This window comes from Pseudomonas sp. B21-032, from assembly GCF_024748965.1.
GTDB lineage: Bacteria > Pseudomonadota > Gammaproteobacteria > Pseudomonadales > Pseudomonadaceae > Aquipseudomonas.
Genome location: NZ_CP087180.1, coordinates 4,411,269 through 4,424,123, shown reverse-complemented (window position 1 = coordinate 4,424,123; position 12,855 = coordinate 4,411,269). Strand labels below are relative to the sequence as shown.

The window sequence follows — 12,855 nt, the reverse complement described above, 5'->3', positions numbered from 1 at the left end:
TTACTCGGCGATCTGCAGCTTGCGCGCCTCGGTGTAGACGTAGCGCACCTTCTCGTACTCGAACGGCGAGTTGAGCTGGCCATAGCGGAAGCTGGTGGTGTAGCGCTTGTCGACGGCGCGCAGTACCCAGACTTCCGGATGATTGCTGCTGACCTCGGCGACGTTGAGGAAGTTGATCCAGTTCTCGGCGCCATAGTCCACCGCCAGGCCACCGGTATCGCGCAGGTTCGACGGACCAAGGATCGGCAGCATCAGGTACGGACCTTCGGGCACGCCGTAAAAGCCCAGGGTCTGGCCGAAGTCCTCGCTCTGGTGCGGCAGGCCCATTTTGCTTGCCGGGTCCCACAGGCCGGCGACGCCGATGGTGGTGTTGAGCAGCAGGCGCGCGGTGATTTCCATCGAGCGCTTGCCCTTGAGCTGCAGCAGGCTGTTGAGCAGGTTCGGCACATCGCCGACGTTACTGAAGAAGTTGCTCACGCCGCTGCGCACAAAGTGCGGGGTGATGTAGCGGTAGCCGTTGACCACCGGCAGGAACACCCATTGGTCGAAGCGGTAGTTGAAGTGGTAAATGCGCCGGTTCATCGATTCCAGCGGGTCGTAGACGTTCAGCGCCGCCAGGGTCGAGCGTTCGAATTCGCGCTGGTCCAGGCCGGGGTTGAACTTGAGTGCCTTGAGCGGTTCGGTGAAGCCATCGGCATCGACCGGATCGGCTTCGATGACGCTGGCGCGCGGTGCGGTTTCTTCAGCCGCCTGGGCCAGGCCGCAGGCCAGCAGCGCGCTAATGATCAGTAGGCGTTTAACCACGGAAGAACTCCAGCATGGCGTCGCTGTTGACGCGATAATTGAGGTTGCCGCAATGGCCGCCGTGGGGGTACAGGGTCAGGCGATCGCCGAAGGCGCTGCGCAGGAAGCCCAGGTCGCCAGGGCCGAGGATGACGTCGTCGGCGTTGTGCATCACGGCGATTTTCGGGCTCTGTTGCAGGTAGTCCTTGAGCGCGTAGAGGCTGACCTGGTCGACCAGTTGCAACAGGCTGCCGCCGTCGGTGCGGGCACGCCACATGGGGATCACCTGCTCGGTCAGGTAGCAGTCGAAATCGCATTGCAGCGCGCGCTTGAAGAACGGCGTGAGGCTGCTGCCTTCGGTGATCGGGTACTTGGGCGGGATGATCAGGCCGCGGCGGTTGATCAGGTCGGAGGTAAAGGCGATATCGGCCGCCGAGAAGCGGAACGAGGTGCCGATGACCATTGCCATCTGCTCGTTGGACAGGTGCTGGCGTGACTGCTGGAAGTCGTACAGCAGCGCATCGTTGAGGTCGATGTAGCCCTTCTGCTGGAAGTAGCGGGTCAGCTTGTTGAGCACCAGCTCATAGAAGGTGGTGCTGTTGTTGACGCCCTTGACCTCAGTCTGCACCAGCTTGTCGAGGTTGCTGATCGAGGTGTAGAGGTTGACCGGCGGGTTGAGCAGCAGCACGCGCTTGAAGTTGAAGCTGCGCCGGGTTTCATCCAGGTGGCTGACAAACGCCGCATCCAGGGCGCCGAGGCTGTAGCCGCTGAGGTAGTACTCGCTGACCGGCAGGCGCGGGTGCTGAGCGCGCACGCCCTGCATCACCCGGTAAAGGTCTTCGGCGTCTTCCTTGGTCACCCCGGGGGTGGCGTAGCGCGAGGCGGCGGTGATGAAGTCGAAGCTGGTCGGCGATGACAACTGCACCACGTGGTAGCCAGCCTTGTAGTAGAGCTTTTTCAGGTACTCGTTGATGCTGCTGGAGTAGGGCGCGCCGGTGCCGGCAATCAGGAAAATCAGCGGCGCCTCGTGGTCCTGGCGGGCCAGGCGATACTTGAGCTTTTTCACCGGCCAGAAATTGTCGGGCAGGGTGAAGGCCCGCTCCGGGCGCATGTTCAGGCTGTAGTCGGACTGGGTGATGTCGTCGTCGCTAGGCAGCTCCGGGCGTAGCTCCGGCGGCGTCGTGGCGATGGTCGCCTCGAACGGGTTGGTCAACGGATAGCCGTAACTGGCCGCGTCGATGGTTTGTGCCCAAGCGCACGCACTCGAGATAAAGCCACCCAACAGGGCAGCGAGGCGCAGAGAACGAAGCATGACGGATCCCCAAAAATGCAGCAGCAAAGTGCGTTACGCAGGCTAGGACCATGGTGGCCCCGGCAAAGTTGCCTGGCGCTCCGGCATTTATCGTCCCAGATGTTGCCGCCGTCCAATGAGGATTCGCAACAATTGGTTCCATTTATCTACAGGACAAAGTAGCTGAGGCTGGCGCTTTTGCCTTGCATAGACGCCCCGGACGATTATGCTGGGCGCCGATTTTCATGTTTCTGGAGTGTCGCATGTCCCGCCGTTTACCGCTGATCGCATTGCTGGTGTTTCTGCCCTTGTGGCTGGCGGCAAGCTATGGGCTGCGTTATGTGCTGATGGAAGATGCCCACTGGGTGGCGACCTGCGCCGACCAGGCACAACTGTGGGGCTGCCAGGCGCGTTCGCTGATGGGGCTGATGATTCACTTCAGGATCGTGGCCTGGTCGGCCCTGGGCCTGGCACTGCTGGCCATGCTGGTGCCAGGGCGCGCGGGTTGGCGCCTGGCGGTGGCGGCACTGGTGTGCGGCATTCCGGCGTTGGTGTTGTACACCGCGAGCATTGCCGTGTTTGCAGTGGTGCTGGCGGGGTTGCGCTTGGTGCGGCGCTCCAGCTGACATTGCGGCGCTGCCATCGCTGGCAAGCCAGCTCCCACAGGGATCTTGTGGGAGCTGGCTTGCCAGCGATGGGGTGCGAAGCAGCCCCGGTTACTGCTGAACCCGAACCCGCAAGCTACGCCACAACGCCGCCACCATCAGCACGCTCACCCCGGCCCAGACCAGCGCCTGCTGGTTGCTCAGCCCTTCACGGTACAGCTGCGGGGCGATGCCGGCGCCGATGATCAACGCCAGCAAGGCCGCTTCGCCCCGGCGTGCCGCCACCGGCCGCAGCAGGTACACCACTGCCGGCAACAGCAAGGCGGGGCTGGGGAAGCTGCGATAACGCGGGTCGAACACCAGCGCCAGCATGCTCACCGCCGCGGCAAAACCCGCCGCCAGCAACCACCAGCCGCCACGCGCTTGAAGCCAGGCGAAGGCCCGCTGGCGCCAGCCCTGGCGCTGCGACAAGGCCAGCGCAGCATGGGCGAGCACCAGCAGGTTCAGGCCCACCAGCACAATCGCCCAGACCCACTCGCCGACAAAGCGGCTGTTGATGCGCAACTGTTCGCCCCACAGGCCCAGGCTGGCCGCAGCCAGGGCCGCCAGCAGTGGCAACTGCAAGGCGCTGCGAGTGCCGCGTACGCGCCCGGCCAGCAGCAGGGTGGCGGCGAACAGCACGACACCTGCGCCCAGCCACTGCGGCCAGAACACCAGGTTGCTCACCGGCCCTTCAAGGATGCCCTTGTCCTGGCGGTCGGCGTCATACAGGCCCCAGTAGCCGCCCACGGCGCCTTCGCTGGCACGCTTCCACGGCTGGTCGAAAGCTTCGATCAGGTTGTACTGCCAGCCGTGCTGTTCGGCCATGGCGACGAAGCCGCGAATGAAGCGCGCCTCGTTGACCCGACTGGGCAGGGCGGTTTCGCGCTGGCGGCCTTCGCTTGGCCAGCCGGTTTCGCCAATGACGATCTCCTTGGGCGCGAAGCGGTTGCCGAACACCTGGCGGATCTCGCCGACGTGCACCAGGGCATCGTCGATGCTCTTCGGGTCATCTTCCCAGTAGGGCAGCAGGTGGATGGTCAGGAAGTCCACCGCCGGAGCGATCTCGGGGTGTTGCAGCCAGAACTCCCAGACATCGGCGTAGGTCACCGGCACGCTGACCTGGCTTTTCACCTGGTTGATCAGCGCCGCCAGTTGCGGGCCGGTGACTTCCTTGCGCAGCAGGGTTTCGTTGCCGACGATCACCGCCTTGACCACATCCGGGTTGGCATTGGCCGAGGCGATCAGGGCCTTGACCTCTTTTTGCGAATCCACCGGGTTGGCGTTGATCCAGGCGCCGAGCATCACCTTCAGGCCATGCTTGCGGGCAAGGTCGGGGATGGCCTCAAGGCCGGTCATCGAGTAGGTGCGGATGCACTCGAAACGCTCGGCCAGCAAGGCCAGGTCGGCGTCCATGCGCGCCGGGCGCAGCTGGAACGGTTGGTCGAACGGCGACTGGTCCTTGTCGAACGGGGTGTAGGAGGCGCACTGCAGCTTGTGCGACGCGCTGGCCGCATCCGGCAGCACCACCGGCTTGCCCAGGCCGTACCACAGCCCTGCGAGGGCGAACAGGCCCAGCAGGCAGGCGAACAGGTAGGGTAATAGCGGGAAGCGCGCAGTCGAGGACATGGAACAGACCGTCTGGAAACAAAGCCGTCAATAGTACCCGCAAATGGCGCCGGCCAAAGCCTTGGGCTACAAAGATCGTCAGGGTGGGTGTTGCTTGATGTAACGATTTCAATGGCTGGCGATGTGATGTCGTTTCTCGTTGTCCCGAGGTCGCTACCAGAGCAGGTCAGCGACCATGCGCGGTTGATGATGCAGCTTCCGTGACGTGACGAGGGGATGCTTGGATGAAAATGCGACGACTCCTGGGGGTGGGCACCGCCCTGGTACTGGCCATTGGCGCGGGGCAAGCGCTGGCCAAGGAAGTGAGCATCGGCTATGTCGATGGCTGGTCCGACAGTGTGGCGACCACCAACGTCGCCGCCGAAGTCATCAGGCAGAAGCTCGGCTATGACGTCAAACTGCAGGCCGTGGCCACCGGCATCATGTGGCAGGGGGTGGCCACCGGCAAGCTCGACGCCATGCTCTCGGCCTGGTTGCCGGTAACCCATGGCGAATACTGGACCAAGAACAAGGACAACGTGGTCGACTACGGCCCCAACTTCAAGGATGCCAAGATCGGCCTGATCGTCCCCGAATACGTCAAGGCCAGCTCGGTGGCCGACCTCAAGAGCGATGGCAGCTTCAAACAGAAAATCGTCGGCATCGACGCAGGCTCCGGGGTCATGCTCAAGACCGACCAGGCCATCAAGGACTACGACCTCACCGGCTACAAGCTACAGGCCAGCTCTGGCGCGGCGATGACCGCAGAGCTTGGCCGCGCCTATGCCAAGCAGCAATCGATCGCGGTGACCGGCTGGGTGCCGCACTGGATGTTCGCCAAGTGGAAGCTCAAGTTCCTCGAAGACCCCAAAGGCGTGTATGGCGCCGCCGAAACCGTCAACAGCATCGGCAGCAAGGAACTGGACAGCAAGGCGCCGGAAGTGGCGGCGTTCCTGAAGAAATTCCAGTGGCAGTCCAAGGATGAAATCGGCGAGGTCATGTTGGCCATTCAAGAGGGCGCAAAACCTGAAGCCGCAGCCAAGGACTGGGTGGCCAAGCACCCGGAACGCGTAGCCGAGTGGACCGGCAAATAATGGCTTAAAGCCTCTATCTGGCACCTTCCAGGGCCGCACCCGCGAAACGCCGGTGCGGCCCTTGTCGTTTCAGGCTGTTACCGAATCGGTAAAAGAGTTTTGCATCTAAGACTAAGGTCGTCTGGAGTGCGTTCGAAGGCAGCATAAAGTGGAGTGGGTACTACCTAATCTGTGCTGCGAGGACAAAAACAATGAACGACAGCATTTACCTCTCGATACAAAACAGCCCGCGGTTCAAGGAGCTGGTTTCAAAACGCGAACGTTTCGCCTGGATTCTCTCGGCGATCATGCTCGGTCTCTACGCCGCCTTCATCCTGTTGATTGCCTATGGCCCGCATATTCTCGGTGCCAAGCTCAGCCCTGACTCGTCGATCACCTGGGGTATTCCCCTTGGTGTCGGTCTGATCATCTCGGCTTTCATCCTCACGGCCATCTACGTGCGTCGCGCCAATGGCGAGTTCGACGAGATGAACAAGGCGATCCTCAAGGAGGCTCAGCAATGATCCGGCGTCTACTGGCAACCCTGGCCTTCGGCGTTTTTGCACCCGCCGTCTGGGCCGCTGACGCCCTCACCGGCGCGGTGCAGAAACAACCCTTGAACGTCTCGGCGATCGTCATGTTCGTCGCCTTCGTCGGTGCCACCCTGTGCATCACCTACTGGGCGTCCAAGCGCAACAAGTCCGCCTCCGACTACTATGCCGCCGGCGGGCGCATCACCGGTTTCCAGAACGGCCTGGCGATTGCCGGCGACTATATGTCGGCCGCATCCTTCCTGGGTATTTCCGCCCTGGTGTTCACCTCCGGTTACGATGGCCTGATCTACTCGATCGGCTTCCTGGTCGGCTGGCCGATCATCCTCTTCCTGATCGCCGAGCGCCTGCGCAACCTGGGTAAATACACCTTTGCCGATGTCGCCTCGTATCGCCTCGGGCAGAAGGAAATCCGCACCCTGTCGGCCTCGGGCTCGCTGGTGGTGGTGGCCTTCTACCTGATCGCGCAGATGGTCGGTGCCGGCAAGCTGATTCAGCTGCTGTTCGGCCTGGACTACCACGTCGCGGTGATCCTGGTGGGCATCCTGATGTGCATGTATGTGCTCTTCGGCGGCATGCTCGCGACCACCTGGGTACAGATCATCAAGGCCGTGCTGTTGCTCTCCGGTGCCAGCTTCATGGCGCTGATGGTGATGAAGCACGTCAACTTCGACTTCAACGCGCTGTTCTCCGAAGCGATCAAGGTTCACCCCAAAGGTGAAGCGATCATGAGCCCGGGCGGGCTGGTCAAAGATCCGATCTCGGCGTTCTCGCTGGGCCTGGCGCTGATGTTCGGTACCGCTGGCCTGCCGCACATCCTGATGCGCTTCTTCACTGTCAGCGACGCCAAGGAAGCGCGTAAGAGCGTGCTGTATGCCACCGGTTTCATCGGCTACTTCTACATCCTGACCTTCATCATCGGCTTTGGCGCGATCCTGCTGGTCAGCACCAACCCTGAGTTCAAGGACGCTGCCGGCGCCCTGATCGGCGGCAACAACATGGCGGCGGTGCACCTGGCCGATGCCGTGGGTGGCAGCGTGTTCCTCGGCTTCATCTCGGCAGTGGCCTTCGCCACCATCCTGGCGGTGGTTGCCGGCCTGACCCTGGCCGGTGCCTCGGCGGTGTCCCACGACCTGTATGCCAGCGTGATCAAGAAGGGCAAAGCCAACGAGAAGGATGAGATCCGCGTGTCGAAGATCACCACCGTCGCCCTTGGCGTGTTGGCGATCGGCCTGGGCATCCTGTTTGAAAGCCAGAACATCGCCTTCATGGTCGGCCTGGCGTTCTCCATCGCTGCCAGCTGTAACTTCCCGGTACTGCTGCTGTCGATGTACTGGAAGAAACTGACCACCCGTGGCGCCATGATCGGTGGCTGGATGGGCCTGATCAGTGCCGTGGCGCTGATGATCCTCGGCCCGACCATCTGGGTGCAGATCCTCGGCCACGAGAAGGCGATCTACCCGTACGAGTACCCGGCGCTGTTCTCGATGATCATTGCCTTTACCGGTATCTGGTTCTTCTCGATCACCGACAAGTCCAAGGCCGCCGATGACGAACGCGCGCTGTTCTTCCCGCAGTTCGTGCGCTCGCAGACTGGCCTGGGTGCCAGCGGTGCGGTGTCTCACTAAGTAAGCAAAAAGGCAGCCTTTGGCTGCCTTTTTAGCGGCAAGCTCCAAGCCACAAGCCGCAAGTTGAAGCCGTACGCGTACTGCTTTGACTTGCGGCTTGCTGCTTATGGCTTGCAGCTTTTCTATATCTTGCCGAGCAACAACAGGATCAGCAGGATGATCAGCACCGTACCGATGATGCCGGATGGCCCATAGCCCCAACTTCTGGAGTGCGGAAAGACGGGTAAGCCACCGATCAACAGCAGAATCAGGATGATGATAAGTATGGTGCCCATGGCAGTTTCCTTGTTTGGCTTGAGAAGTAGGCGTTACGCTGCAATCCATCTCTTCGGTCATGTGTTTCATGCCCGCCTGTTAATTCCGACTGCTGCCAGTGGCTAAAAGTTTTATCCCATCTTTATTAGTCACGTTCACCGCTGTTTGCCCCGGCTATTCAGCATCCTGATACTGCGTGGGTGGCGGCCTTGGCTTCGCTACACTGGCCTGAACTTTCCAGAACAGTACAAGGCAGCTGCTATGCAAAAGCGCATGATGATTACCGGTGCCGGCTCGGGGCTTGGGCGCGAAATTGCCTTGCGCTGGGCGCGCGAGGGCTGGCAACTGGCCCTGGCCGATGTCAACGAGGCCGGCCTCAAGCAAACCCTGGCGCTGGTACGCGAGGCCGGCGCCGACGGTTTTGTGCAGCGCTGCGATGTGCGTGACTACAGTCAGCTCACCGCCCTGGCCCAGGCCTGCGAAGAAAAGTTCGGCGGCATCGATGTGATCGTCAACAACGCCGGGGTGGCCTCGGGCGGGTTTTTCGCCGAGCTGTCGCTGGAGGACTGGGACTGGCAGATCGCAATCAACCTGATGGGCGTGGTCAAGGGCTGCAAGGCTTTCCTGCCACTGCTCGAGCGCAGCAAGGGCAGGATCATCAACATCGCCTCGATGGCCGCCCTGATGCAAGGCCCGGCGATGAGCAACTACAACGTCGCCAAGGCCGGGGTGCTGGCCCTGTCGGAAAGCTTGCTGATCGAGCTGCGCCAGCAGGAGGTCGCGGTGCACGTGGTGTGCCCGTCGTTCTTCCAGACCAACCTGCTCGACTCGTTCCGTGGCCCGACCCCGGCGATGAAAGCCCAGGTCGGCAAGCTGCTGGAAAGCTCGCCGATCAGCGCCGCCGATATCGCTGACTACATCCACCAGCAAGTGGCCGCCGGCGAGTTCCTGATCCTGCCTCATGAGCAGGGCCGCGAAGCCTGGAAGCTCAAGCAGCGCAACCCGCAGATGCTCTACGACGAGATGGCCAGCATGGCCGAGAAAATGCGCGCCAAGGCGCGGCCGTCCCAGGCTTGAGCGTCGCCATCAGGTATTCTTGGCCATCCTTTGAACAGCCTTGAGTACCTGGTGTGATCAATTACCTGTGGTTTTTCCTCGCGGCGATCTTCGAGATCGGCGGTTGCTATGCCTTCTACATGTGGCTGCGCCTGGGCAAGAGCGCCTGGTGGATTGCCCCGGCCTTGCTCAGCCTGACCCTGTTCGCGCTGATCCTCACCCGGGTCGAAGCGGCGTATGCCGGGCGCGCCTATGCCGCCTATGGCGGTATCTACATCGTCACTTCGCTGTTGTGGCTGGCGCTGGTCGAGCGGGCGCGGCCGCTGGGCACTGACTGGATCGGCGCGTTGTTGTGCGTGCTGGGGGCCAGCATCATCGTCCTCGGGCCACGTTTGCAGAGTGCCTGAAGGGTCGAAAACTCAAGAAATCTGTAGGCAAAATCGCCCAGCTAAGTGGGATGGGTCTAATTCGCCGTCGGAGCATTGAAGGCGTCCGGCACCCCGTGCAGTCTCCGAATTCCCTGATTTGTGGAGGATCGGAGCATGTTGGTAATAGGCCGCGAAATAGGCGAAATCATCGCCATCGACGATGACATCAAGATCAAGGTGTTGTCGGTGGACGGCAACACCGTGCGCTTCGGCATCAGCGCGCCGCGGCACATCGAGGTGCACCGGGCGGAGATCTACAAGCGTATCGTCGAGCAACTGGCCAAGCAGGCCGGTTGAATCAGTCGAGCAGTTCCTTGGGCACGTCGTGCTTGGCCAGCAGCTGGCATTGCTGGCTTTCAAGGTCGAACAGAATGAACGCCTGTTTTTTTGCCAGCGCCTGGCGCACCCGCAGCACGCGGGTTTCCAGCGGGGTGTCGTCACCGTTGTCGGTGCCGTCGCGGGTGACGAAATCCTCGATCAAGCGGGTGAGGGTTTCGGCTTCCAGTTGGTCGTAGGGAATCAGCATGAACAGGACAGGTCTGGCGAAAAGGTAGCGCCATGCTACGCCAAACCTGTCCTGGCTGTGTAGGCGCTAGTTTTTGTTGCCGACCAGGCTGTCGACGGCCGGCACCCGGGTATCGCTTTCCATCTGTGCATCGTGCTCAAGCTGGTGGCTGAAACTTTCCAGCGAACTGCCGGTGGCTTGCGAATCGCTGGCAAACACCGGCGGGCTGAGCAGGTAGGCGGTCAGCAGGCGGCTCAGCGCCGCCAGGCTGTCGATATGCGTGCGTTCGTAGCCATGGGTGGCGTCGCAACCGAAGGCCAGCAGGGCGGTGCGAATATCGTGACCGGCGGTGATCGCCGAATGCGCGTCGCTGAAGTAGTAGCGAAACACATCGCGGCGAGCCGGCAGTTCGTGTTCGCGGGCAAGTTTGAGCAAGTGGCGCGTCAGATGATAGTCATAGGGGCCGGCCGAATCCTGCATGGCGACGCTGACCGCGTGTTCGCTAGAGTGTTGCCCAGGCGCGACCGGGGCAATATCGATGCCGACGAACTCGCTGACGTCCCAGGGCAGGGCGGCAGCGGCGCCGGAGCCGGTCTCTTCGGTGATGGTGAACAGCGGGTGGCAGTCGATCAACGGCTGTGCGCCGCTTTCAACAATGGCCTTGAGCGACGCCAGCAGCGCCGCGACACCGGCTTTGTCATCCAGGTGGCGGGCGCTGATATGGCCGCTTTCGGTGAACTCGGGCAGTGGGTCGAAGGCGACGAAGTCACCGATGCCGATGCCCAGCGACTCGCAATCGGCGCGGGTGGTGCAGTAGGCATCCAGGCGCAACTCAATGTGCTCCCAACTGACCGGCATCTGATCGATGGCGGTGTTGAACGCGTGGCCGCTGGCCATCAGCGGCAACACGCTGCCGCGCAGCACGCCGCTGTCGGTGAACACGCTGACGCGGCTGCCTTCGGCAAAGCGGCTGGACCAGCAGCCCACCGCCGCCAGCGACAGCCGGCCGTTGTCCTGGATCGCCCGCACGCTGGCGCCGATGGTGTCCAGATGGGCGGACACCGCCCGGTCGGGCGAGCTCTTGCGGCCCTTGAGGGTGGCGCGGATGGTGCCGCGGCGGGTCAGTTCGAAGGGGATGCCGAGCTCCTCGAGGCGCTCGGCGACATAGCGCACAATGGTGTCGGTAAAGCCGGTGGGGCTGGGAATGGCGAGCATTTCCAGCAGGACTTTCTGCAAGTACGTGAGGTCCGGTTCGGGAAGCTGTTGGGGCATGCGAACTCCTGTGCTCATGGCGCGGGTCGACTGTGGGGGAACAACAGGTCGACGAAGCGCTCGGCAGTCGGTTGCGGTTCATGGTTGGCCAGGCCGACGCGTTCATTGGCTTCGATGAACACGTAGTCGGGCTGGTCGGCGGCCTTGACCATCAGGTCCAGGCCCACCACCGGGATGTCCAGGGCGCGGGCGGCGCGGATGGCAGCGTCGGCCAGCACCGGGTGCAGGCGCTCGGTGACGTCCTCCAGGCAGCCGCCGGTGTGCAGGTTGGCGGTGCCGCGCACAGCCAGGCGCTGGCCGGCAGGCAGTACGCTGTCGTAATCGACCCCGGCAGCGTGCAGGGTGCGCTGGGTTTCGTGGTCCAGGGGGATGCGGCTTTCACCGCCCGTTGCCGCCTGACGCCGACGGCTCTGGGCTTCGATCAGGGCGCCGACGGCGTGCTGGCCGTCGCCGACAATCTGCGCCGGGTGGCGGATGGCGGCGGCGACCACGTCGAAACCGATGACCACGATGCGCAGGTCAAGGCCGGCATGAAAGCTTTCCAGCAGCACGCGGCTGTCGAAGCGCCGGGCGCTTTCTACCGCCGCACTGATTTCATCAAGGGTGCTCAGGTTGACCGCCACGCCGTTGCCTTGCTCACCGTCCAGCGGCTTGACCACCACCGCGCCGTGGTCTTCGAGGAAGGCCAGGTTGTCATCGGCATTGCCGGCCAGTTGCTGCGCCGGCACCTGCAAGCCTGCGGCGCTCAGTACCTTGTGGGTCAGGCTTTTGTCCTGGCACAGGGTCATGCTCACCGCCGTGGTCAGGTCGCTCAGAGACTCGCGGCAACGTACCCGCCGACCACCATGGATAAGGGTGAACAGGCCGCCATCGGCATCGTCGACCTGCACCTCGATACCGCGCCGGTACGCCTCCTCGACGATGATCCGCGCATAGGGGTTGAGCCCGGTTTCAGGGCCTGGGCCGAGGAACAGCGGCTGGTTGATGCCGTTCTTGCGCTTGACCGCGAAGGTCGGCAGGTTGCGAAACCCCAGCTTGGCGTACAGGCGTTTGGCCTGGCGGTTGTCGTGCAGCACCGAGAGGTCGAGGCAGGTCAGGCCGCGGCTCATGAAGTGCTCGATCAAATGCCGCACCAGCACTTCGCCGACACCCGGGCGCGTGCACTGTGGGTCCACCGCCAGGCACCAGAGGCTGCTGCCGTGTTCCGGGTCGGCAAAGGCCTTGTGATGATTCAGGCCCATGACGCTGCCGATGATCGCGCCGCTGTCTTCGTCTTCGGCCAGCCAGTACACCGGCCCGCCCTGATGGCGCGGGGTCAGCAACTCGGGGTCGATCGGTAGCATGCCGCGGGCCTGGTACAGGGCGTTGATCGCCTGCCAGTCGCTGTCGCTTTGCGCCCGGCGGATACGAAAACCGCGAAACACCCGTTGCGCCGGGCGGTAGTCGCTGAACCACAGGCGCAGGGTGTCGGACGGGTCGAGGAACAATTGCTGCGGGGCCTGGGCCAGCACCTGCTGTGGCGCCGCCACGTACAGGGCAATGTCGCGCTCGCCGGGGCGTTCGTCGAGCAGGGCGCTGGCCAGGCTGGCCGGGTCGGGGTAGGTGTGGCCGATCAGCAGCCGCCCCCAGCCGCAGTGCAGCGAACGCGGCTGGTCGTGGGGCTGGCTGCCATCGCCGGCCAGTTGCGCCTGCAGTCGCTCATAGGACGGCACCTGGCCGCGCAGCAGGCGCTGGCCGTAAGGTGAGGCATGGGCTTTCATC

At 63.0% G+C, this 12,855-nt stretch carries 14 protein-coding genes; 7 read left to right on the top strand and 7 right to left on the bottom strand.

Annotated features, from left to right (window positions below):
• On the bottom strand, positions 1–804 hold the full coding sequence (locus LOY54_RS20380; RefSeq protein WP_258607721.1) for a VacJ family lipoprotein: 804 nt from the start codon (positions 802–804) through the stop codon (positions 1–3).
• Entirely contained in the window at positions 797–2,095 is a 1,299-nt protein-coding gene (locus LOY54_RS20375; RefSeq protein WP_045195447.1) for a hypothetical protein, read from the bottom strand. The genes LOY54_RS20380 and LOY54_RS20375 overlap by 8 nt, the downstream gene beginning before the upstream one ends.
• A 242-nt stretch (positions 2,096–2,337) precedes the next feature.
• Here LOY54_RS20375 and LOY54_RS20370 point away from each other — a divergent pair, with 242 nt between their 5' ends.
• On the top strand, positions 2,338–2,700 hold the full coding sequence (locus LOY54_RS20370; RefSeq protein ID WP_045195445.1) for a hypothetical protein: 363 nt from the start codon (positions 2,338–2,340) through the stop codon (positions 2,698–2,700).
• A gap of 90 nt (positions 2,701–2,790) precedes the next feature.
• Here the strand turns inward: LOY54_RS20370 and LOY54_RS20365 are convergent, their stop codons facing one another.
• Positions 2,791–4,347, bottom strand: a complete 1,557-nt coding sequence (locus tag LOY54_RS20365) for a beta (1-6) glucans synthase (RefSeq protein WP_258607719.1) — start codon at positions 4,345–4,347, stop codon at positions 2,791–2,793.
• Positions 4,348–4,571: 224 nt separating this feature from the next.
• On the opposite strand from LOY54_RS20365, the gene LOY54_RS20360 reads away from it, so the two are divergent.
• From LOY54_RS20360 to LOY54_RS20350, 3 genes are all read left to right on the top strand, one after another.
• Positions 4,572–5,420: a glycine betaine ABC transporter substrate-binding protein gene (locus LOY54_RS20360; RefSeq protein ID WP_258607717.1), complete on the top strand. Its 849-nt coding sequence runs from the start codon at positions 4,572–4,574 to the stop codon at positions 5,418–5,420.
• A 191-nt stretch (positions 5,421–5,611) separates the two neighbouring features.
• On the top strand, positions 5,612–5,923 hold the full coding sequence (locus LOY54_RS20355; protein WP_038994010.1) for a DUF485 domain-containing protein: 312 nt from the start codon (positions 5,612–5,614) through the stop codon (positions 5,921–5,923).
• Positions 5,920–7,578 (top strand): cation acetate symporter, encoded by a 1,659-nt coding sequence (locus LOY54_RS20350; RefSeq protein WP_045195438.1) that lies wholly within the window; start codon positions 5,920–5,922, stop codon positions 7,576–7,578. Before LOY54_RS20355 ends, LOY54_RS20350 begins: the two co-directional genes overlap by 4 nt.
• Before the next feature lie 122 nt (positions 7,579–7,700).
• Here LOY54_RS20350 and LOY54_RS20345 read toward each other — a convergent pair whose 3' ends face one another.
• On the bottom strand, positions 7,701–7,853 hold the full coding sequence (locus tag LOY54_RS20345; RefSeq protein WP_010224169.1) for a DUF3309 family protein: 153 nt from the start codon (positions 7,851–7,853) through the stop codon (positions 7,701–7,703).
• A gap of 241 nt (positions 7,854–8,094) precedes the next feature.
• Here LOY54_RS20345 and LOY54_RS20340 point away from each other — a divergent pair, with 241 nt between their 5' ends.
• The 3 genes from LOY54_RS20340 to csrA all read left to right on the top strand — a co-directional run bounded on the left by LOY54_RS20340 (position 8,095) and on the right by csrA (position 9,614).
• Positions 8,095–8,910: an SDR family oxidoreductase gene (locus LOY54_RS20340; RefSeq protein WP_195884810.1), complete on the top strand. Its 816-nt coding sequence runs from the start codon at positions 8,095–8,097 to the stop codon at positions 8,908–8,910.
• Between the two features lie 53 nt (positions 8,911–8,963).
• A complete protein-coding gene (locus LOY54_RS20335) occupies positions 8,964–9,296 on the top strand; it encodes a YnfA family protein (RefSeq protein WP_045195432.1) in 333 nt (110 codons plus the stop codon).
• 135 nt (positions 9,297–9,431) lie between these two features.
• A complete protein-coding gene (csrA, locus tag LOY54_RS20330) occupies positions 9,432–9,614 on the top strand; it encodes a carbon storage regulator CsrA (RefSeq protein WP_045195430.1) in 183 nt (60 codons plus the stop codon).
• Between the two features lies 1 nt (position 9,615).
• Here csrA and LOY54_RS20325 read toward each other — a convergent pair whose 3' ends face one another.
• The 3 genes from LOY54_RS20325 to ngg all read right to left on the bottom strand — a co-directional run bounded on the left by LOY54_RS20325 (position 9,616) and on the right by ngg (position 12,854).
• Positions 9,616–9,843 carry a YheU family protein gene (locus tag LOY54_RS20325; RefSeq protein ID WP_045195429.1) on the bottom strand — a complete coding sequence of 76 codons (228 nt, stop codon included), beginning with the start codon at positions 9,841–9,843 and terminating at the stop codon, positions 9,616–9,618.
• A gap of 66 nt (positions 9,844–9,909) precedes the next feature.
• Positions 9,910–11,094 (bottom strand): osmoprotectant NAGGN system M42 family peptidase, encoded by a 1,185-nt coding sequence (locus LOY54_RS20320; protein ID WP_045195427.1) that lies wholly within the window; start codon positions 11,092–11,094, stop codon positions 9,910–9,912.
• A gap of 14 nt (positions 11,095–11,108) precedes the next feature.
• Positions 11,109–12,854: an N-acetylglutaminylglutamine synthetase gene (gene ngg / locus LOY54_RS20315; RefSeq protein WP_258607715.1), complete on the bottom strand. Its 1,746-nt coding sequence runs from the start codon at positions 12,852–12,854 to the stop codon at positions 11,109–11,111.
• Between the last annotated feature and the right edge of the window lies 1 nt (position 12,855).

Bases quoted from the DNA above. Each gene is read 5' to 3' on its own strand.
- LOY54_RS20375 (WP_045195447.1), bottom strand. From the start codon at position 2,095: ATGCTTCGTTCTCTGCGCCTCGCTGCCCTGTTGGGTGGCTTTATCTCG.
- LOY54_RS20370 (WP_045195445.1), top strand. From the start codon at position 2,338: ATGTCCCGCCGTTTACCGCTGATCGCATTGCTGGTGTTTCTGCCCTTG.
- LOY54_RS20365 (WP_258607719.1), bottom strand. From the start codon at position 4,347: ATGTCCTCGACTGCGCGCTTCCCGCTATTACCCTACCTGTTCGCCTGC.
- LOY54_RS20360 (WP_258607717.1), top strand. From the start codon at position 4,572: ATGAAAATGCGACGACTCCTGGGGGTGGGCACCGCCCTGGTACTGGCC.
- LOY54_RS20355 (WP_038994010.1), top strand. From the start codon at position 5,612: ATGAACGACAGCATTTACCTCTCGATACAAAACAGCCCGCGGTTCAAG.
- LOY54_RS20350 (WP_045195438.1), top strand. From the start codon at position 5,920: ATGATCCGGCGTCTACTGGCAACCCTGGCCTTCGGCGTTTTTGCACCC.
- LOY54_RS20345 (WP_010224169.1), bottom strand. From the start codon at position 7,853: ATGGGCACCATACTTATCATCATCCTGATTCTGCTGTTGATCGGTGGC.
- LOY54_RS20340 (WP_195884810.1), top strand. From the start codon at position 8,095: ATGCAAAAGCGCATGATGATTACCGGTGCCGGCTCGGGGCTTGGGCGC.
- csrA (WP_045195430.1), top strand. From the start codon at position 9,432: ATGTTGGTAATAGGCCGCGAAATAGGCGAAATCATCGCCATCGACGAT.
- LOY54_RS20325 (WP_045195429.1), bottom strand. From the start codon at position 9,843: ATGCTGATTCCCTACGACCAACTGGAAGCCGAAACCCTCACCCGCTTG.
- LOY54_RS20320 (WP_045195427.1), bottom strand. From the start codon at position 11,094: ATGCCCCAACAGCTTCCCGAACCGGACCTCACGTACTTGCAGAAAGTC.
- ngg (WP_258607715.1), bottom strand. From the start codon at position 12,854: ATGAAAGCCCATGCCTCACCTTACGGCCAGCGCCTGCTGCGCGGCCAG.